General features: G+C 39.4%; 20 protein-coding genes. 12 read left to right on the top strand and 8 right to left on the bottom strand.

The window, feature by feature from the left end; translation table 11 throughout:
• Positions 1–318 precede the first annotated feature (318 nt).
• Positions 319–951, top strand: a complete 633-nt coding sequence (locus tag PX482_RS23090) for a DUF3782 domain-containing protein (RefSeq protein ID WP_288023838.1) — start codon at positions 319–321, stop codon at positions 949–951.
• A 319-nt stretch (positions 952–1270) separates the two neighbouring features.
• On the opposite strand, the gene PX482_RS23095 is transcribed toward PX482_RS23090, so the two are convergent.
• From PX482_RS23095 to PX482_RS23105, 3 genes are read right to left on the bottom strand one after another with little or no spacing between them, the layout of a single operon-like run.
• Entirely contained in the window at positions 1271–1456 is a 186-nt protein-coding gene (locus PX482_RS23095) for a type II toxin-antitoxin system HicA family toxin (RefSeq protein WP_002762193.1), read from the bottom strand.
• Complete coding sequence (locus PX482_RS23100; RefSeq protein WP_002734968.1) at positions 1453–1677, bottom strand: type II toxin-antitoxin system HicB family antitoxin; 225 nt, start codon at positions 1675–1677, stop codon at positions 1453–1455. The genes PX482_RS23095 and PX482_RS23100 overlap by 4 nt, the downstream gene beginning before the upstream one ends.
• A 45-nt stretch (positions 1678–1722) precedes the next feature.
• The gene (locus tag PX482_RS23105) at positions 1723–1971 is read right to left on the bottom strand and encodes a DUF433 domain-containing protein (RefSeq protein ID WP_002762195.1); all 249 of its coding nucleotides are present in this window, start codon (positions 1969–1971) and stop codon (positions 1723–1725) included.
• A 281-nt stretch (positions 1972–2252) separates the two neighbouring features.
• Between PX482_RS23105 and PX482_RS23110 the strand changes: the two genes are divergently transcribed.
• From PX482_RS23110 to PX482_RS23135, 6 genes are all read left to right on the top strand, one after another.
• Entirely contained in the window at positions 2253–2441 is a 189-nt protein-coding gene (locus PX482_RS23110) for a hypothetical protein (RefSeq protein WP_002762197.1), read from the top strand.
• The gene (locus PX482_RS23115) at positions 2438–2728 is read left to right on the top strand and encodes a type II toxin-antitoxin system RelE/ParE family toxin (protein ID WP_002744303.1); all 291 of its coding nucleotides are present in this window, start codon (positions 2438–2440) and stop codon (positions 2726–2728) included. The genes PX482_RS23110 and PX482_RS23115 overlap by 4 nt, the downstream gene beginning before the upstream one ends.
• A 552-nt stretch (positions 2729–3280) precedes the next feature.
• Positions 3281–4774, top strand: coding sequence for a hypothetical protein (locus PX482_RS23120; protein ID WP_288023834.1), 1494 nt, complete (start codon positions 3281–3283; stop codon positions 4772–4774).
• A gap of 5 nt (positions 4775–4779) precedes the next feature.
• Entirely contained in the window at positions 4780–5238 is a 459-nt protein-coding gene (locus tag PX482_RS23125) for a DUF7689 domain-containing protein (RefSeq protein ID WP_288023832.1), read from the top strand.
• Positions 5239–5333: 95 nt separating this feature from the next.
• Entirely contained in the window at positions 5334–5465 is a 132-nt protein-coding gene (locus tag PX482_RS23130) for a hypothetical protein (RefSeq protein WP_002744308.1), read from the top strand.
• A 3-nt stretch (positions 5466–5468) separates the two neighbouring features.
• Positions 5469–6197: a class I SAM-dependent methyltransferase gene (locus PX482_RS23135; RefSeq protein WP_052276598.1), complete on the top strand. Its 729-nt coding sequence runs from the start codon at positions 5469–5471 to the stop codon at positions 6195–6197.
• Between the two features lie 43 nt (positions 6198–6240).
• Here PX482_RS23135 and PX482_RS23140 read toward each other — a convergent pair whose 3' ends face one another.
• From PX482_RS23140 to PX482_RS23160, 5 genes are all read right to left on the bottom strand, one after another.
• Complete coding sequence (locus PX482_RS23140) at positions 6241–9111, bottom strand: CHAT domain-containing protein (protein WP_288094654.1); 2871 nt, start codon at positions 9109–9111, stop codon at positions 6241–6243.
• 202 nt (positions 9112–9313) lie between these two features.
• Positions 9314–9643, bottom strand: coding sequence for a hypothetical protein (locus PX482_RS23145; RefSeq protein WP_288094653.1), 330 nt, complete (start codon positions 9641–9643; stop codon positions 9314–9316).
• Between the two features lie 227 nt (positions 9644–9870).
• On the bottom strand, positions 9871–10593 hold the full coding sequence (locus PX482_RS23150) for a restriction endonuclease subunit S (RefSeq protein ID WP_002762203.1): 723 nt from the start codon (positions 10591–10593) through the stop codon (positions 9871–9873).
• Entirely contained in the window at positions 10590–12356 is a 1767-nt protein-coding gene (locus PX482_RS23155) for an N-6 DNA methylase (RefSeq protein ID WP_002762205.1), read from the bottom strand. The genes PX482_RS23150 and PX482_RS23155 overlap by 4 nt, the downstream gene beginning before the upstream one ends.
• Positions 12357–12568: 212 nt before the next feature.
• Entirely contained in the window at positions 12569–12799 is a 231-nt protein-coding gene (locus PX482_RS23160) for a type II toxin-antitoxin system CcdA family antitoxin (RefSeq protein WP_002762207.1), read from the bottom strand.
• A 548-nt stretch (positions 12800–13347) separates the two neighbouring features.
• Between PX482_RS23160 and lepA the strand changes: the two genes are divergently transcribed.
• The 5 genes from lepA to PX482_RS23185 all read left to right on the top strand — a co-directional run bounded on the left by lepA (position 13348) and on the right by PX482_RS23185 (position 19646).
• Positions 13348–15159 (top strand): translation elongation factor 4, encoded by a 1812-nt coding sequence (gene lepA / locus PX482_RS23165; RefSeq protein ID WP_002762209.1) that lies wholly within the window; start codon positions 13348–13350, stop codon positions 15157–15159.
• Between the two features lie 55 nt (positions 15160–15214).
• On the top strand, positions 15215–16390 hold the full coding sequence (locus PX482_RS23170; RefSeq protein ID WP_002762211.1) for an AAA family ATPase: 1176 nt from the start codon (positions 15215–15217) through the stop codon (positions 16388–16390).
• A gap of 3 nt (positions 16391–16393) precedes the next feature.
• Complete coding sequence (locus PX482_RS23175) at positions 16394–17077, top strand: hypothetical protein (protein WP_002762213.1); 684 nt, start codon at positions 16394–16396, stop codon at positions 17075–17077.
• 244 nt (positions 17078–17321) lie between these two features.
• Entirely contained in the window at positions 17322–19136 is a 1815-nt protein-coding gene (locus PX482_RS23180; RefSeq protein ID WP_002762215.1) for an ABC transporter ATP-binding protein, read from the top strand.
• A gap of 57 nt (positions 19137–19193) precedes the next feature.
• On the top strand, positions 19194–19646 hold the full coding sequence (locus tag PX482_RS23185) for a hypothetical protein (RefSeq protein ID WP_002762217.1): 453 nt from the start codon (positions 19194–19196) through the stop codon (positions 19644–19646).
• The last annotated feature ends 47 nt before the right edge of the window (positions 19647–19693 follow it).

The raw sequence follows: 19693 nt of genomic DNA on the forward strand, positions 1-19693 counted from the left end.
AGAGGTTATTCTCCTCGTAGGTCTCGATGATCTTTTGTCGCAAGTCTAAAGAATAGGGCTTCATCGGGTCGTGGCTCCTGCCTAGGTCTATAATTTATTGTCCTCTTCTATTGTACCTCATGCAAGTGCATACCGCTATATTATCCATTAAAAACGCGATCGCCTTTTGACCTTTGACCCCTTCCCCTTGAACTGCGATCGCTGATTTGTTGATAGTCAATAATTGATTGAAAAAACACGGATGAGAAGCTAGGGACATTTTTTCTGGGCCAAGTCGCTAGAATGGGACTAGACTCCTCAAGCTTGAAGAATCTTCCTATGTCAGACGCTGTAACGATCGCCGATATTTACAAGTTATTTGAAAGAACTGAGGCCCAATTTGCCGAGTTTCAAAAGGAAGCTGATCGCCGCAGTGCCGAAGCTGATCGCCGCAGTGCCGAAGCCGATCGCCGCAGTGCTGAAGCTGATCGCACGATGGAAGAATTAAAAAAACAGGTACAAGAAACGACCAAAGCGGTCAATAGCTTAACAACTCCTTTGTGTCTTTTTATAGAAGAAATGGTAGAGCCTGCGGTCGTGGGTTTATTTCAGAAATGGGGCATTGATGTCACCCAAACGATGAGTCGCTTGAAAAGTAAGCGTCCTGGGGCGGCAATGGAGATTGATATTGTGGCGGTGAATGGGAGCGAGTTGGTGGCGGTGGAATGTAAATCTCGACTGTCGAGGGATGATGTAGATGATTTTGTCAGCCGATTACAGCGATTTAAGGTTGCTTTCCCCCAATTTCGAGAGTTTCGGGTTTATGGGGCAGTGGCAGGCATTGAAATTGATCAGGGGATAGATGTCTATGCCTATCGGCGCGGTTTGTTTGTGATTAAGCAGTCGGGGGAAACGGTTAAAATTATTAATGATGTTCAGTTTCAACCTTTGGGTTTTGCTGAAGGTGTTTAATCTCTTTTTTAAGAAGGCGTAATTTTGCGATCACCTTTTTAATTAATAATGAATAGTTGATAATGTAAACTGTCAGGAGTCATTTTGGAAACCATCATGGAAATAAAAAACATTAAACAAAAAGCCAGAAATTTAATCGATAAATTGCCAGAAATTTTACAGGGGATGATACACAGGTAAATTAAATGTAATTGATTATGTTTAATTAATAGTAATAGAATTGGTGCGTTACGGCGGATTGTTAGTTTTATTTTATTATCCAAATTAGTAGCCGCAAACACGCACCCTACACTCTACAGCAGCTTAACAGGAGTCGCACTCATGGTTCTGGTATTTGTAAATCTCGACAAATTTTTCGCGTCAAGAATTCATTGATTTCACGATGGCGCGGAATGGCTGAAGATTTCTGATTGACACGATTTACATAAATCGTATGATTGCCGCCCTCTCTTAAGAATTCACAGCCATAATTTTCTAAATGACGAATTAAGTTTATGCGTTTCATGCAGCCCAGAAAGTAACAGACTCTCGAATCACTTCTTGTCCTTGCAGTTGCTCTTCAGCTAATATACGATTAGCTTCTAAAACTAGCTCAATTGCTTCTTCTAAATTGCTTCTAGTTTCTTCTAGAGTCTCTCCTTGAGTATTAGCTCCTGGCAATTCTTCGACAAAACCAATATAGCCTTCGGGAACTTTCTGGAATATTTTTGTTAGTTTTAGTTGCATGATTTACCTCAGAATTTTAAATTATATCACCCACCATCATTAAAGTTAGCGGTGCGTTACGGCTGCTGAAGTGAAGCTAACGATATAATCGGATACAGCCCAAGCTGCATAATTAAGAGCCTGACGAATATCTTCCTCCTCCAACTCTGGATAAGCCTCTAAGATTTCCTGAATAGATAACTGACTAGCCAACAGTTTCAAAACAAATCCTACAGTGATACGCATTCCTCGAATCGTTGGCTGTCCAAGACATATTTGTGGATTAACAGTAATACGGTCTAGCTCTCTAATCACCGTGGAACTCCTGAGATAAACTCCTCCTGTATTGTTACATACAGCAATGAATGTTGAGCAAGTTTCTGCGCTGCTGCGTGTGAATTAAGCGGCGACGAGAGTAAATATACAGCATTTATCCACCAACTAACACCAATCACGGGTTGAGGTTTCGTTGAGGACATCGAGAGGGAAAAGCCTTTTTGGATATTCTGAGCGTTAGCGGTGGTTTTAGAATACACCATCTCTAGGAGCCTATCTTGCTATAATGTAAACTGTCAGGAGTCATTTTGGAAACCATCATGGAAATAAAAAACATTAAACAAAAAGCCAGAAATTTAATCGATAAATTGCCGGATAATTCTACATGGGATGATTTGATGTATGAGATTTATGTGAGACAGGCAATTGAAGCAGGATTAGCCGATAGTGAGGCGGAAAAGGTTATTTCTGTGGCAGAAGTACGCACTAAGTTCAAGCTAGAGCCATGAAAGTTTTCTGGACAGAAACCGCCGTTAATCATTTATCATCCATCTACAACTACATATCACAAAACTCCCCTCAATATGCTCAAAGACTGGTGGAAAGATTGACCAGACGCTCAGAACAGATTGCTAATTTTCCCTTTTCGGGTCGTCTTGTTCCGGAGTTTGAAACTGAGCAGATCCGAGAAGTTATCGAGGGTTCTTATCGCATAATTTATTATATCAAGCCTGAGCAAATCGATGTTATTGCGGTACTTCATGCTGCCCGAAACATTGAAAATCCACAAGATTAACGATAATCCAAGACCATTGGGGGAGTAAATTAATGGCAGCAGTGAAGATTACCAAAAAAGGGAAGAAAGCTCCAACGGGTTAGCTATCCCTCTGGGAGGAGTGGGAGGCCAATAGTCCAGAAATTATTGAGGTGGCTCATCAGTTCATCTTGACTAATTGTCACAACCCGCAGCGGGCGATATTTCTCGATTGATCTTAAATCTTTGGTTGAGACTGCAAGAAAGCACGGTGCAGGGGAGAAAGTTGAAAACCCATCTCCCCTGGCCTCGTATTATTATCCGAGAAGTATTGAGTTCCAGGGCATTGATCGGCTTAACTATACCAAGGGCATCTAACGGTGATGAGTGATCGGCACAAAGATGGCAGCTCGAAGACACTACAATTGACAAACCTGTAAATCCATGTTACACTCGATGATTGATAGATAAAACTATCATTAGCATGATTGTTCTTAATTAACCATAATACTTTTATTATCATCAGCCTCGACATTTCAGTTTGAGTGTGATGGGAATCTTGAGTAAACTGACTAAATTTCAAGGAGCAACTAAATGCCTGAGAGTTTACAAGGTGAGAAATGTGACGATACTGCAACTAAGGCTAATCAATTTTTAAATACTAGAAACGACCTTATAAGTTATCAAACAAAAAGATTAGACAATCTTTCTGATTTTGAACAACTTGAGCAAGCCTTAATGAATTTTACAAGCAATAAGAAAGATACGGTAAAATATATTCTAAAAAAAGTTTGTGAAGAAGCTAAGTGTCAAGTTGCAGCGATTTTTTTAATCTCTAAGGATGATGTACTAGAGCGTTTTGCCATTCAAGGCAAAGACGTTAATGGTGAGCCAATAGATGATACATGGCTACAAGAAGAGAGGTATGCGAAAGGGGAGAGTTTCACTGGCAGCGCTGCTAATCCATCTGATGGATCATATGGGAAGGTTACTGGAGAGCTTTTCCAGTATGAAAATTTGAAGTATAGGCAGGAATATTCTGATAAGCTAGGCAAATTAATCTCTGCCATTGCCTTACCTTTGAATGGACGAAACAAAACCTATGGAGTATTGAGAATTATAAACAAAGTTGATGATCAGGGCAATATTGACGATCTGGCAAGCTTTGATCCCTGTACAGTAGCTTTCTTAGCAGGAGTCGCCTCTGCTAAACTATCTAATATTCACAGGGATTCTGAGATTAATATACTCAATTACTTGACATACCTTGCAGATATTATCCCAGTTGATTCCTTTGACAAGTATCAAGAAAGGATGTATGACGAAATTTTCAAATACTTAGTCGGCAACGAGACTCCATATAAAGTTGCCATTCTTTACAGAAAAAACTTGTCTTCTGAAGTAATGGAAGTTTTACGATTTTCTGAAGTATCTGGAGTAAGTAATTCATGTCGAGTTTATCTTGAAGAGGTTGGAAAGGAGTTTGCAGAAAAAATCTCTTCAAATACTTGTCAATTTATTGAAGGAGTACATGAGGAGAAAAACAATAATCGGTTTATTCAAACTGATTTAAAACATTTTGAAGATTCAAAACTTGAAGCCTTTGGCGTTTTCCCACTTTTCTTTGAGGGAAAATTCATCGGAGCTATTGCTCTATTTTTTGGATATAAGTTCAAGCTATTCGATAATAATCTTAGCTTTTTACAAAGTTTTTCTTCTTTACTTGCCATATTAGTTAACAAACAAACTCGGGCAGAGAGACTAAGGGAGTTTGAAAGTCTTGCTGAAGATTGGATTAATGAAACAAGTCATTTATCCTCAACCCATGAGGCGATTATACATCCTAACTATCAGAGAATTATTGGAATGGGGCAAGATGTTATACCATTTTTGCTCAAAAATCTTAAAGAGCCAAAAAGCCTTCCTAGCCGTTGGTTTTGGGCATTAAAAGCTATTTCTGGTGAAGATCCGGTTCCTAAAGACAGCCGGGGTAAGTCTAAGGAGATGATCGATGCTTGGTTGCACTGGGGTATCCAAAAGGGATATATTAAAGGGGATATATTAATGAACACTAAATCATCTATTTAAAAAGTATGTGTATTGTAATCATTAACGGTGATAGTCATATAACCAGTCCGAGAACTCCTTATTACAATTCCTTTGCTTGGGCAGTAAATGATCAAGAGCGTTGGTGGTTTCCCGATGGATTTGAGACTGAATATTGGCCAGCTGGAGTAGCAAGGGAGAACACTCTAAGTGCCTTCATAGATGCCTATATGACCGAGCTTTTTGAAGTTTGCCCAATTGGTGATCCTAATTTAGAGTTTAGTCCTAACGGTTTTTTTGTTGAAAAAATCGCTATTTATACTATTAATGGTAGTCCCTCTCACGCCTGTCGGCAATTAAACACTGGAAGATGGACGAGTAAAATAGGAGTTCGTGAAGATGTACGACATGAATTTGTGGAACATTTTATTGTAGAAATTGAAGGGATACCTGATATTCTTAATCTTGGAAACCGCAGCATTATTATGAGGAGAATACATCATTAATAGTAGGCTAGAGTCTAGCTCTGCTTTCAGATAAGATATTTATCTTAAGTTTGCTCGTGGAAGTTCTGCAATTGTAAAGATATGCTATAATTGGAGTGAGTCAAAGTACCAAAGTTAAGCGTTTAGAGGAAGTAGCGAATTGCCATCAAAAGCTAAATATTATGTTCGGCAAGTCTTTCAGCAAAATTAAGTCTCTGACTATGTACACCAAAATAGCTAAGTTATAATTTATGGAAAATAATCAACTTATAGAAAGAAGGTTTGACGGCAAGATAGGTGATGATTATAGTCTCTGGCAATCTGCTCGTCCTCATCTTAAAAAGTTAAGACAAGAGTTAGTCAAACTACTAATTAACTATCAAAACTCTTGCCCAAAGGAATCGCTGATCCTAGAAATTGGGTGTGGCGATGGAGAATTAACTGAGATGATCCTATCTGAAGCAAAAAATATTAAGATAATCGCTATCGATAACGAACCTTCGATGATTCAAAAAATCCGCTCAAGGCTTTCACATTACCTATCTCAAGATACTCTTGTTGTTATTCAGGATGATGTTTTAAACTTTTTGCAAAGTTATCCTTTGAATAACTTTAATTTTATTGTTTCTGGATTCACTTTTCACAATATGTTGGCACTCTATCGTTTTCAAGTATTTCAACTATTATATAGTCGGCTTCTCATTGGAGGTAAGTTATTAGACGCTGATAAAATCGCGCAAAGAGGTGAACAGCATAACCGTGATATAAAGTGGCAATATGATAAATTCTTTGAAGTCCTTGTATCTGCTGAAAGGTTCGATCTCCTGAAAGAGGTTATGTTGCACTATACTACGGATGAACAACCTAATAGAATACGCTATGAAGATGAAACAATCTCTGAACTTTCAGAAATTGGATTTCAAGAAGTTACCTTATACTTACGCCAATATATGGATGCACTGATTATAGCCTCTAAATAGAATTTTACCCGATTGTTAGCACCTAAGTTAAATATTTTGGGATTCATTCAAGTCTTGAAGCTAACGTAGAAATTCTCCTCGCTCCATAAACAATTCCCCCACCCCCACCTTGGTAAAAGTGATGGTATATAAGAATTGGAAATGTAAAGTCGCTCAAGTCTGCTGTGGCAGGATATTCTATATTTTCAAGCTCCAACCATATACCTCCTTTTCGCCAACCTATGCAATCGCCAAAACTACCCCATACTTCCCGATTATATTCTTCTTTCCCCCCAAGGCCACGGTAAATTTTGGCCTGTCCTTTAATGCCAAATTTCCCTTCGCTGTGTTTCATCCAAAGTCGATCAATCTCATCGATTACCTCTAGGGATACCTGACTAAAAAGGTCGTAGAAGTCATTATAATTTTCTATGACCATCCATTGGTACATGATAAAAGCGGTTTCGTAGTCGGATTTTTTCCAATCCTGTTGCTCTAGGTACTTCTCTAGTTTTTGATAGATTTGCCCTTGGTTTTCTATGAGATATTCCCTTTGTTTTCTCAGTTCTTTTTCGTAGGCGCGATCAGCCTCTTTGTGATATTGTACCGAGATCATCTTATCGAATTGTTCTCGGAAACGATCTGGGTTTTCTGTCTCTGCAAAAGCTAGACGGAAAATCTCGCGCCATCTTTCCTCGTTTTCGTTCTCTTTATTCCCCCATAATTCATATAATTTATCATGAGCTTTCCTAGATAATGAATAAACCTCTGTTGCGACCGGATGTTGGACAGAGAAAATAATATTAGGTAAAATTCGAGAGACACGATAAAGTTGATTTTTTTGTTCAACTTCAGGACTAATTTCCAGTAGTCCCAGTTCTCTTGCCCGTTTTAATTGTCCTTGGTAATTAGAAATGGAGCTACAGACGGCTTCTAAAGCTACCATCGGGACGGGTATCTCATAGATTAAACAATGACTAAGAACCTGCTGTAATGGCTGATCGATAAGCTGGTACAGTTCCTGCCAAATAATTTTATCTTTCCACAAATCGGGACTATTTTCTAGTTCAGCTAATTTAGCTTCTGCGTCTTCTCTACCTAAAATATCATTATTGAGAAATTCTAGTAATCGAGGATTTCCATCGGCTAAATTCAACGCCCTTTCCCTGAGAGGTTCAGGAAGTTGATCCGGGGTAAAATTGGCTAGACGAGCGAGTTTTTTAGTCAGTTCGGCTTTTCTAAATGGTTCTAATCCCTGCAAGAAAAAAGCCTCTAATAAATCAGAATCGAACTCGTAGCGACAAGTAATCAGAATCCGATGGTCAGTTCCCGTTTCTTGGATTGCCGTGACTAATGCTGCTAAAATCGGGGCGACTGGAGCCTTAAGAATATAGCGACCTTCACGAGGTTCGAGATTCCATTCAAAGTCATCAAGAATCAGAAGAAACGGTTTTTCTCCCAATTCAGCTAACCGAATGAATAGGTAAGATAATCGAGATTTAAGTTCAATTTGATTGTTTTCTAAATCAGCAATAAGTTCTCTAGTTTTAGGATTGATGAGTTTATCTTTTAACTTTCTTATCAAATAAACTTCATCAATTTGTCGCCACCAGAGAAGCTTTTCCGATTCAGGCAATCTCTCCCACAGTCGAGAGGCGATACTACTTTTTCCCCATCCTCCCATACCATGAATTAGTACCCCAACCTTTTCCCAATCCGTTTTCAGCGTTCGCAAACAATTCTGTAACTGGCGACGACGACCGACAAACTCTTCCCTTTTGACCACCCTAAGCCGATTTTCATCATCTCTAAATTCTCTGGTAATTGTCGGTTTTGGCAGTTGTGTGCGTTTCGGTGTCCTTAAGGGAGTTACTAGGGCTTGAGGTAGAGTGTTTCCTACATATAAGCGCAGTTTATGCCAATCCCTTGCTTGCTGGTCAATTAAGGCTCTATAGGTAGCAGATAGGGCCTCAATTACCGTTTCCCCTTGGGATAAATGTCCGTACAATTCCTTCGCTGCCACTGCTGCATCCGTATCTAGAACCCTTTCTCCCCAACCCAAAACAGCTTTTGCCCCCAAGTTCAAAAATTCTTCCGCCATGGAGGGAACTGCGCTGTCAGGAGCATAACCTGTACGGCAACCAGAGAGGAAAATTAAAGGCGGTAAAGAAGAATGAGCGATCGCATCATAAATGGCATTGGTGTCGCTATCAACCCGGTTGCCATACTCATCCTCGGTGAGAAAGCAGGGTTTTCCGTCCTGATGAGTTGCATGACCTGTTAAGTGAAAGACATCAAAGTAGCCTTGGTCATATTCCCGAACTACATAGCCTAACTCATTTAAACAACCACTTTCTTCTACTCTCAAGTTCACCGGATTGCGCTGGGTGGCTGCTAAAATTTGCCCCTCTTCTGCTTCGTAATCTAAGACGGGTTCAACGCCTAGCGGAGAGGTAGCCATAAAGAGCAAGTTGAGGGGACGGTTTGGCGCAGGATTGGGATTGACAATCTGAATCGGTCTATTATTGGACAACCACCGCACCGGAATGATTGCGGGTCTTTTCCCCACCAGAAAACCCTGATCATCGTGTAATAATTCCCAGGGTAGATGGACTAATCCTTTGCTGGTGCTGATAGCCAGAACTATTATTTCCTCTCCCCGGTGGCTATCTAATTCGCTCTGGAGGATGCGCTCCGTACCATCTAACCATTGGTACAAACGTTGTCCTGTTGTGGCGTGATCTTCCGGTAAACGGGTATAGTAATCGGTGTCGGCCCTATCACTCAGGTTATTGATTTCACTCAACGATCTTGTGTAGGTACGAGTCTGGTTGGGGTTATCCCAGAAAAATCGGAACTCAACGCTATTGCTACCCCTCTCCTGAAGATCAATATGCAGTATCTTCATGTGAAGATCAATATGCAGTATATTCATGATTTTTCCAGCAATTCTCAGTTTTAGACACAGCAAGCCTTTTAGGGATTTAAAGAACATTTTAAAGGGGGATTTTTGGGGCAACTTTGGGTGTACTATCACGTCAAAAGCCCGAAGACTCGTGAAATGAAATTCGCCATCCCATTGAATTTTACCCCGTATTATGCGAACTAACTCCCAAAAGCCTTGCTACAGGGCAAATTTAGAATTGCTGTGATTTTTCTTGTTCCAAGAGTTTTTGTAGTTGCTCTAGGGTAGCATCTTTGAGCATCAGGCGATCGCCGTTTTTGCTGACAATTAACACTCGTTCGATTTTCGGGGTTTCAGGAGAGTCAATTTTTCGCTTTAATTGGTACAATTTCTCAGCGATGGCGATTGTTCCGCTAATAATGCCGATGATGGTGGCGATGGTAGCAAGGGTTCCCTCTCTCTCCACTTCGGAGATAACTTCGTAGCTGCCTTGCACCCCTTCCATCTCGACGATATCCTGAGCAACTTTGATAGCATCGGCTCCTTCAATTTCTATCTGCATCAGTTTTGTTCCTCCTGTCAGTACCCAAGCAAAATGATCCTAAATCCGTTTATTAAAAACTGATTATCTATTCCCCCTTTTGCTTGTCCTGATATGTAGCCTATACTCAACGAATTTAGCACGAAACCCAACCAATGTCCTATTATCAAAAATTATAAATGATTTTGCCTGGTTATTGGATGGGGTGTTGGGTAACAGTCGTCAACCCAACCTACCTTCCGCGCTTTCTAGCTGTCGGTTCTAAGAGTTAGATTACCAAGTACAAGCTGAGCTAAGTCATCAGCTTTCTTTGATTGTTCTGCCGCCAATGTCCTTAGCGTAAACTCTTGTTCGACAGCATCTCCAATTTGTGTTTGAATCTCTTCTGGGGGAACAATTATTTGTAATTCTAGTAATCTAGACGGGCTAATTCTCTGTCGCCCCGTTGCACCAGTAACGTTTGCTGTCGCTTGTCGGGTAAAATGATCAGAACGTAAAGCCCGAAAAAGGTAATAAAGATTAATCTCGGCTTGTGATTTTTTTCGCAAAACAATAAATTCAGTTGAAGCTACTGCGTTAGTTACATCTTGAGTTACTAGCGCAATCTTTTTGTTGGCCAAGCTGGGCATGATCTTGGCGAAGAGAATGTCATTCTTTTGAAAGCGATGTTTTGTACTTCCAATCTCATTTCCTTGATTAAGTTTAAGAGTTAATATATAGCCATAAATATCATCTACTTCTCGTAAATCTATATATTCAAATATTTGACCAGCATATCTACTAGAGCGTGGATTAACGCTTCTTGATACAACATCTACAAAGTTTCCTAAAGGCTGCTGTTCAAACTCACCTATTTGCTCATGCAAATATTGTGTATAAGCTGCACCAGCATCAACTGTATCGATACTACGGGCTGATTCTTCAGTGATTGTTAATATTAAAGGGTCTGGTTTAATTAACTCGATAGTCATTGCAATTCTAGTTTTACTCTATGATAGGCTTCCGCGATAACAGGTAAATCATTGAGATCAGTTTCTCTATAATATTTTGAGGTAATGTCATAGCCAACGTGTTCTGCTTGTGCTAAAAAACGCTTTTTATTGTCTCCAGTAGTCTTCTTGAGATACAAAACACAGGTTCTAGCATTAGACCCCCCAAACGGCTTAAATGATCCGACAGGTAAGCTTATACAACCATGAATATGTGTACGAGATTTCACAAAGTTGCGAACTTCAGTCTCGGAAACTCCGCTGGCAACACCATGGGGCAAAATAACTAGCAAACGTCCAGTTTCAGGCTTTAATAGTCGAATTGCTCTCTCAAGAACCAAATAGTCTGAACCTTGAGCAGCTTTACCTCGTCCTAGATAATACCGGTTTAAAGTAGCAGAATCTTCATAGGGTATATTGAACGGGGGATTAATGAGAATTACATCAAACATTGCTGCGTTATTTTGCTCAATATTTAAAAAATCAGTTCTGCGTCCATCTGTATTCCCAAAAACATCTTCTCTAATTGAATCTCCTGTATAAATATGTTCATAGCCATCACCATGTAAAATCATATTTATTCGACATAAAGTGGCTAACCGAGGATTTATCTCAATTCCCCATAGATTATTCGTGACAAGATTACTAACTAAATGATCTTTTTCATCTTGGCTAGAATCAAGAAATCGAATTTTTTTGCGGACATTAATAAACGCTCTAATAAGAAAGCCACCACTTCCGCATGATAAATCAAGGACTTTTTCTCCAATTTTTATATCAGCTATCTCAACCATGAACTCAACTAATTGTCTTGGGGTTAAATACTGTCCTAAGTCCCCTCGGAGTGTTCCAGTAAGAAAGGCTTCATAAACAGAACCAACTACATCTCCTCCTGCTCCAGCCAAGCCAAGTGGTGTCTTAAAACCATAAAGACCAAAAGGCTCTAATTCACGAACAATTTTTTCAACAGTTTCGTTGCTTCTAATTTGAATTTGAGTTCCCGTAGGGAATACATTAAAAGTCTGTTTTGCGTCAGTAAACATTTGCTGTAAAGCAGCTAGAGGTCCACTGCCAAGAAGCCAGGAAGATGTAAAGCGATTGGGTGCAAGGCCTTCAGCATCTCTTTTCTCTTCGTTAAACTTACAAGTGAGAATTTTAGTTAGCTCATCAAATGCAGACTCGGCAATGAGTCCTTCTTTAGCTAACTCTTTTCGACATTCCCTAAATGCTATTTCTAAGTCACCTTTATTTTCAATAGTTACTAAAAGTCGCTCAGCAGCTTGTCGCTTTTCCAATTGAACTACATTGCTAGAGACAGTAAGTATTGTGCTTTCAAGCTCTTGCGGTTCAGGAACGGATTCTAATCCGCCAATATCGTCTCTATCCAAATAATAAATCTCCCAATCACGTCCATTAGTCAGAACTGCAATTGGTGTAGATGGTTCAAGAAGTTGAGCATAGGAAAGCGCTTGGTTAACATCCTCCTCGCTCAATCGATGCTGAATACGCTTGGTTTCAACCACAAGAGCCGGACGTTCCCCAATATAAACAACGATATCAGCTTGCTTTCTAAATCTATGTCCTGAAGTTCCAGTGATTGAGACTTTTCGACGTATCTGGTTCCTGTCGTAACCAAGCCTCATTATGAAAGGAATAACAACATTCTCAGCACAGTCGTCCTCAGAGTTCAACGGTGGTGCTTTGCGAAAAATGTCATCTAAGATAGCCTGTTTATTCAACGGCATAATAATCTATACACCTATGGGTTACACGACAACTAAGCCTACTGCAAACCAGAGCAGTAGGTAAATAGCTTAAACCGTTGCGTTGCTGTTACAGGCAATACTACTATTAACCAGCTTAGTTGGGGAAAAAATCTCAATTACTATCAATGGTTGACCTAAGAAAATATTTCAGTCTCTCCGTCGGGAAATAACCTATTAGAGACTGAAAAATCTTAGTCATTCCATTCCCCTTTGGGTGGTACGGGAGGATTGCGTCGAAGATGGCGGGTTAAGTCCTCATCCGGTTGTTTCTCTCCTCTTAGCCACTGTTTAATCGCTGTTTCGATAATGCGACTAGGATCGTTAGTCAGGTGTTTAATCTGTTCTAAAACTTCCGAGTCAAGGTGAATAGCGATTTCAACTTTCTCCGCCGTGCGCTGAGTCGGTGTAGCATTGTCGTTCATAAGCTCTATTAATGATTGCTATCTATCATTCTACCCGTCAGTCGAGGATTCTTATCCAAGAGTTTATCTAGGAGCTGCTGAAAAAAGTTTTTCGTGGTGGCAGGGTGTAGGGTGTAGGGTGTAGGGTGTGGGGTTTTACCGATTTTGAAGTAGTCAGTTACCTAATTTTCAGGGAAAAAGTCCAGGGATTTTGCCGCCGATCACTCCATAGGCACTTTTTGAGGGAAAAAAGTCTAAAAGCCTTATCCAACAAGGTTTTTAGATTTATTCAGCCAGCCCTATCTATAGTAATCCGATTTGAACAAATCATAGAGCCTTTCCTTAGCCATTGCCCTTTGCCTGATTTTGTCAGCATAATCAAGCCTACCATAGTTTCCTGTGGATGCCGAGAGGGGAAGCTAAGGTCAAAACCCTGACTATACTTGCAGTTTAGCTTTTTTTACCTTTTACTTTTCGCTTTTGCTCCAGCCTTAGAGACTTTACCTCTACAATGAATTAAGGAATCTAAAATTTTATAAACCCCTGACTTTTGCCAACAGTGAACCACGATGACTGACGTTCCCGTTTCTCGCATTCGCAATTTTTCCATCATCGCTCATATCGATCATGGTAAATCAACTCTCGCCGATCGCCTCCTGCAAATTACGGGAACCGTAGCCCAACGGGAGATGAAAGAACAATTTCTCGATAATATGGACTTGGAACGGGAACGAGGTATCACCATCAAGTTACAGGCGGCACGCATGGATTATACCGCTAAGGATGGTCAAAAATACGTTCTTAATCTGATTGATACCCCCGGCCATGTGGATTTTTCCTACGAGGTTTCTCGGTCTTTAGCGGCGTGCGAGGGAGCTTTATTAGTTGTGGATGCGTCCCAAGGAGTAGAGGCGCAAACTTTAGCCAATGTTTACCTAGCACTGGAAAATAACCTCGAAATTATCCCAGTTTTAAATAAAATCGACCTACCCAGTGCCGAACCGGAACGAGTCGCAGCGGAAATCGAGGAAGTGGTGGGTTTAGACTGTAGTGAGGCGATTCGGGCCTCGGCTAAGGCTGGGATCGGTATTAATGATATTCTAGAGTCGATCGTCCAATTAGTTCCCCCTCCCCAAGATACCCTCGAAGAACCCTTCCGAGCTTTAATTTTTGATAGTTATTACGACGCTTATCGAGGGGTAATTGTCTATTTCCGCGTCATGGATGGTCGGGTGAAAAAGGGCGATAAAATTCGTTTTATGGCTTCCGGTAAAGAATTTGTTATTGATGAATTGGGAATTTTATCACCGCAACAGGTACAGGTAAATGAACTGCACGCGGGAGAAGTGGGTTATCTGGCAGCCGCGATTAAAACTGTTGCTGATGCCCGGGTGGGTGATACGATTACTCTAACCGCTAAACCGGCACAAGAGCCTTTACCCGGTTATACAGAAGCAAAACCGATGGTTTTCTGCGGATTATTCCCCACCGATGCCGATCAGTATGCCGATCTCAAAGATGCGCTGGAAAAGTTAAAATTAAACGATGCAGCTCTATCCTACGAACCGGAAACTTCTAGCGCCATGGGTTTTGGTTTCCGTTGCGGTTTCTTGGGACTGCTACACATGGAAATCGTCCAGGAAAGACTAGAAAGGGAATATAACTTAGATTTAATTACCACTGCTCCCTCGGTAGTTTATCAGGTCACTACCACCGATGGGGAAATTGTCGAAGTGGATAATCCCAGTTTGTTACCTTCCCCACAAAAACGGGAAAAAATTGAGGAACCTTATATCCAAGTGGAAATGATTACTCCGGAAACCTATGTAGGTGCTTTGATGGAATTATGTCAAAGTCGTCGGGGAGTTTTCAAGGATATGCGTTATTTTACTAAAACTCGCACCGCTTTGATTTATGAGTTACCTTTAGCAGAAGTGGTAACGGACTTTTTTGATCAATTAAAATCTCGATCGCGCGGTTACGCTAGTATGGAATATCAATTAATTGGCTATCGGGAAAATGAGCTAGTTAAATTAGATATTATGGTCAATGGTGATCCCGTTGATGCTTTAGCGATGATCGTTCACCGGGATAAAGCTTATTATGTTGGTCGTGCGTTAACCGAAAAGTTAAAAGAATTGATTCCCCGGCATCAATTTAAGGTTCCCATTCAGGCCGCTATTGGTTCTAAAATTATCGCTAGTGAACATATTCCTGCTTTAAGAAAGGATGTCTTAGCTAAGTGTTATGGTGGTGATATTAGCCGCAAGAAAAAGCTGTTAGACAAGCAAGCAAAAGGGAAGAAACGGATGAAAGCGATCGGAACTGTTGATGTCCCCCAGGAAGCATTTATGGCAGTCCTAAAACTCGATCCTCAGTAAAATCTTGGGGTGAGAATTAACTCACCCTTTTTAGTTTTAGCAGTGGGGAATTATTATGAAACTTTTGAGATTATCCTATCAAGATTTATCCTCTGGATTAAGTATAGATTCTTGCAAATTTTTTCCAGATTTGAATTTATTAGTTGGTATCTCAGGTGCAGGAAAAACCTCGATTTTAAAGGCTATTAGTAATTTAAAAAGAATCGCTAACGGTGAGTCTATAAATGGAGTAAAATGGGATGTAGAATTTTTAACCAATGATCATGTTCGTTATCATTGGTTGGGTGAATTTGAGGTTAGAAAAGCTCGTTCTCTCATCAAGATTGAAGAAGATGAAGTCAATAGTAATGACGGCGAAAATAAGGTTAGTATAATTAGGGAAACTCTTTTAAAAGATCAAGAGGTTTTGATCGCAAGAAATCAAGAGGTAATTGAGTTTAAACATTCAAAGACACCAAAACTAGCGTCTTATTTAAGCTGTATAGAGCTTTTCAATCAAGAAGAAGATGTTTTCCCTGTTCGACAGGAATTTAACAAAATGGTTTTCAATCCACTTAAGTTTAATATCTCATCTTCAACATTGGATAAAATCCTTAGAGACTACGAATATACCTCTCTCTCTGAATTACAATCGAGTCAACTTCCTATTTCCGACAAACTACTGATCACTTATAAAAAATATCCCGATACGTTCGAGATAATAAAGAGAAAGTTTTTAGATATTTTCCCTCAAGTTGAAGATTTAAAAATAGAATTTTTAGAACCATTCAAACTAGGTGATATTGGTATGCTTGTTTCATTAACTCCAATTTTTTTACTTGAAGACTTACCTCGCATACAAATAAAAGAAAAAAACTCTCATGTCTGGATTGTAGAACCAAATATCTCCTCTGGAATGATAAAAAGCCTGATGTTCTTAGCAACGATCAAATTATCTCCTGATGGCAGCGTTATATTAATCGATGAATTTGAAAATAGTTTGGGGGTTAACTGTTTGGACACTTTAACAGAAGATTTATTAGTTAATTATCGAGATTTACAGTTTATTATTACCAGTCATCATCCCTATATAATTAATAATATCAGTCCTGCCTATTGGAAAATAGTCACTCGTAAAGGAGGAGTAATTCAGGTACACAATGCGGCTGATTTTCATATTTCTAAAACTCGACAAAAAGCCTTTATTGATCTTATCAATGTCCTAGAAGAATTTCCTCAAGGAATTAGTTAATCGATGAATATTTATTTTTTAGTTGAAGGAAGAAGTACCGAAAAAAAGCTTTATACTGCCTGGTTAACTTATCTTATTCCCGAATTTAAGCGAGTTGATTTTTACGATCAAGTCAATCACAACAATTACGTTCTGATTAGTGGTAATGGCTACCCCTCGATACTTGATGAGGGAATTCCTAACGCCATCGATAAAATTCAAGAAGTATCCAAATATAACTATCTAGTCATCTGTCTCGATGCTGATGAGGATACTGTCGAAGAAAGAGAACAATATGTTAATGACTTTATCACCAAACATATTACTATCCCCGCACAACTTGAAATCGTGATAATCATTCAAAATCGATGTATTGAAACATGGCTACTAGGCAATCGCACAATATTTAATTCTAAACAACCTTTACAGGGACTTTTAGCTGATTATGTTCAACACTATGATGTTTACGAAAATGATCCCGAACTAATGGGTAGATTTAATTGCAGAAATCATGCCGATTTTCATTTTGCTTATCTAAAGTCTATTTTTGAAGCTAAAAAGTTGTCTTATTCTAAAAAATTCCCTGGGGTAGCTCAAGAACAATACTATCTTAATCAATTAAAAAAGCGTATCGATAAAACCGAACACTTAAAAACCTTTCAGAAATTTATTAATTTTTGTGATAATATTCGTCAAAATTTTAGATAAATTGATCTGTGGTGCTTCTGCCAAGGATGAAATATAAGCTGATCTGGCATCGTCTCCTGACTAATAGCTGATTGAGAATACAAGACTATGACAAGGCTTTTGTCCTATAAATTTCTAGGTCGGCAGATTTTTGTAGTATTGTAGTATAATGGTAACTCCAGAAAAACAATCATAAAAGTGCCTTCAGTCTCTTCAGTTAGCAGTTATCAGATAGAAGTTAAAAATTGGCAATTTACTTGATGTTATGGCTTCCTTACGGGATATTCTCAGTTACTATCGCAATTATCAAAAAGCCGCCTTTTTGAGCATTGCTGCATCCAGCGTCTTTGAAATTATCGATCTGATGGTTCCCTACGCTGTCGGACAGATTCTTAATGTTCTTTCCGATCAACCTTTAGATGGATTCGTGCAATCTTTGGTCGATCGCACCATGATTTTAACTCCCTTTGCCTCAGAAAAGTGGGTTAGTTTGGCAGTATTATTAGGCTTAATTTTCCTAACCACGGTAATTAAAGCACCAATTCAGCCTTGGGTGGGTGTATGGTTTCACTGGGAAATATCCTTAAGAGCGAGACGAGATCATCTCAAAAAAATTATTGCCAAAATTCTCACCTTACCCCTATCTTTTTACGATGAAAATAATCCAGGACGCATCGCTAACCGGATCGCCAAAGGGATAGAAAATCATACTTGGACTTATCCCGAAGTGGCGGGAATGATGATCCCAAAACTGTTTAGAGTTTTCGGTATCTTTATTGTTATTTGGGTAATTCAATGGCAAATCGCCCTCGCTTTTGTCATTTCTTTTGTATTAATTGTGGCTTTTATTGTCAGAGATTTAAAAGATTTAATGCAAAAAGAAAGAATTCTTGATCAGCATATCGAAAATACCCAAAGTCGTAATTCTGAGATTATTACTAATATCAAAACCGTCAAAGCTTTCGCCACAGAAGGACAGGAATTATATCGTCAAAAACAGCGTTTAGAGAGAGAATTTACCTACGTTATCTATCGCATTCATAAGGGTTATGTGGACTTAACAACTTGGGAAAAAACCCTCGTCCAAGCTAGTTTATTTGGAGTATTTTTCTTTACTCTCCTAGCTACCGTTCAACAGAAAATCTCGATCGGGCATTTTATCACCACCTATACCCTCGCTAGTATGGCCTATGCGGAATTAGATCCCCTATCTCAAATGGCAGAAACTTTCGCTCGTCGCTATGCTTCTATGGCACGTCTAAACGAATTTATCAACTTGCCTAGTGGTACTGATTCCGGTAGTCTTTTAGCCGATCATGCCCAACACAATCCCTATCATTTTACGGGGAAAGTAGAATTAAGTAATCTTAGCTTTGGCTATAGTCCTGAAAGAAGGATTCTCAAGGATATTAATCTTCTGATTGAACCCTATCAAACCGTGGCATTAGTGGGAAAATCTGGTTCAGGAAAATCCACTTTAGTTAAGTTACTTTTCCGCTATTTTGAACCGAATCAAGGGCAAATTATGATAGATGGCGAGGATATTAGTCGCTTGGATGTGACTTGGTATCGGCGACGGTTAGCGATTGTCCATCAAGAAGTAGATGTGTTTAATGGTACGGTGTTAGAAAATCTCACCTACGGTAATCCTAATATTAGCTTCGAGAAGGTAGAAGAAGCCTGTAAAATTGCCCGTGTCGATGAATTTATTCAGGAATTACCTAATGGTTATTCCACTATTGTAGGGGAAAGGGGCGTGCGTCTTTCGGGGGGACAAAGACAGCGTTTAGGAATTGCTAGGGCGTTAATTGTTGATCCAGATGTGTTAGTTTTTGATGAGGCCACTTCTAGCTTAGATTATGAGTCAGAAAGAGCAATTCAACTAGCCATGAAATCCATTTTAGGCACTCGCACTACGATTATTATTGCCCACCGTCTCAGTACCGTTCGAGAAGCTGATCAAATTGTCGTCTTAGATAATGGTCGCATTGTCGAGATCGGTAGCCATGATCAATTATTAAATCAGCAGGGAATCTATCAACGTCTCCACTCTTTGCAAGAAAGTGGCGAACTGGTTTAGTCTTAAAATAGTCCCCGATAGGGAACCGAGAAAATATATCTAATGGGAGTTGATACTATGTCTAACGAAACCGTTACCTATTCCCTAGAAGCTGTTTTGACGAGGATTGAGGGGAAAATTGACAATCTCCAAAAAGATGTTAACCAAAAATTTGACAGTTTCCAAAAAGATGTTGACCAAAAATTTGAAAGTCTCCAAAAAGATTTTAACCAAAAATTTGAAAGTCTCCAAAAAGATTTTAACCAAAAATTTGACAGTTTCCAAAAAGATGTTGACCAAAAATTTGAAAGTCTCCAAAAAGATTTTAACCAAAAATTTGACAAACTCGACGAACGGTTAAATAAGCTAGAGGTAGGACAGGCAAAGTTAACCGAAAAGGTTGAGGGCATCGATAATCGCCTAAAATCAGTGGAAGGAACCCAAAAAAATCAGGTTTGGACATTAATTATTCTTTTGGCAAGTGCGATCGCTACTGCCGGTTGGAAAGTATTTTTTTCAGGTAATCCCTAGAATAGACCTCTTGCATAATTTTTTTATGGTATAATATAAGGTTTTGC

The sequence above is a fragment of the Microcystis sp. M53602_WE12 genome (genome assembly GCF_030065455.1).
In the GTDB taxonomy this organism is placed as follows: Bacteria; Cyanobacteriota; Cyanobacteriia; order Cyanobacteriales; family Microcystaceae; genus Microcystis; species Microcystis aeruginosa.

Excerpts from the sequence above, each read along its gene's own strand:
- PX482_RS23090 (WP_288023838.1), top strand. The coding sequence starts at position 319 with ATGTCAGACGCTGTAACGATCGCCGATATTTACAAGTTATTTGAAAGA.
- PX482_RS23095 (WP_002762193.1), bottom strand. The coding sequence starts at position 1,456 with ATGAAACGCATAAACTTAATTCGTCATTTAGAAAATTATGGCTGTGAA.
- PX482_RS23100 (WP_002734968.1), bottom strand. The coding sequence starts at position 1,677 with ATGCAACTAAAACTAACAAAAATATTCCAGAAAGTTCCCGAAGGCTAT.
- PX482_RS23110 (WP_002762197.1), top strand. The coding sequence starts at position 2,253 with ATGGAAATAAAAAACATTAAACAAAAAGCCAGAAATTTAATCGATAAA.
- PX482_RS23115 (WP_002744303.1), top strand. The coding sequence starts at position 2,438 with ATGAAAGTTTTCTGGACAGAAACCGCCGTTAATCATTTATCATCCATC.
- PX482_RS23120 (WP_288023834.1), top strand. The coding sequence starts at position 3,281 with ATGCCTGAGAGTTTACAAGGTGAGAAATGTGACGATACTGCAACTAAG.
- PX482_RS23125 (WP_288023832.1), top strand. The coding sequence starts at position 4,780 with ATGTGTATTGTAATCATTAACGGTGATAGTCATATAACCAGTCCGAGA.
- PX482_RS23135 (WP_052276598.1), top strand. The coding sequence starts at position 5,469 with ATGGAAAATAATCAACTTATAGAAAGAAGGTTTGACGGCAAGATAGGT.
- PX482_RS23140 (WP_288094654.1), bottom strand. The coding sequence starts at position 9,111 with ATGAATATACTGCATATTGATCTTCACATGAAGATACTGCATATTGAT.
- PX482_RS23145 (WP_288094653.1), bottom strand. The coding sequence starts at position 9,643 with ATGCAGATAGAAATTGAAGGAGCCGATGCTATCAAAGTTGCTCAGGAT.
- PX482_RS23150 (WP_002762203.1), bottom strand. The coding sequence starts at position 10,593 with ATGACTATCGAGTTAATTAAACCAGACCCTTTAATATTAACAATCACT.
- PX482_RS23155 (WP_002762205.1), bottom strand. The coding sequence starts at position 12,356 with ATGCCGTTGAATAAACAGGCTATCTTAGATGACATTTTTCGCAAAGCA.
- PX482_RS23160 (WP_002762207.1), bottom strand. The coding sequence starts at position 12,799 with ATGAACGACAATGCTACACCGACTCAGCGCACGGCGGAGAAAGTTGAA.
- lepA (WP_002762209.1), top strand. The coding sequence starts at position 13,348 with ATGACTGACGTTCCCGTTTCTCGCATTCGCAATTTTTCCATCATCGCT.
- PX482_RS23170 (WP_002762211.1), top strand. The coding sequence starts at position 15,215 with ATGAAACTTTTGAGATTATCCTATCAAGATTTATCCTCTGGATTAAGT.
- PX482_RS23175 (WP_002762213.1), top strand. The coding sequence starts at position 16,394 with ATGAATATTTATTTTTTAGTTGAAGGAAGAAGTACCGAAAAAAAGCTT.
- PX482_RS23180 (WP_002762215.1), top strand. The coding sequence starts at position 17,322 with ATGGCTTCCTTACGGGATATTCTCAGTTACTATCGCAATTATCAAAAA.
- PX482_RS23185 (WP_002762217.1), top strand. The coding sequence starts at position 19,194 with ATGTCTAACGAAACCGTTACCTATTCCCTAGAAGCTGTTTTGACGAGG.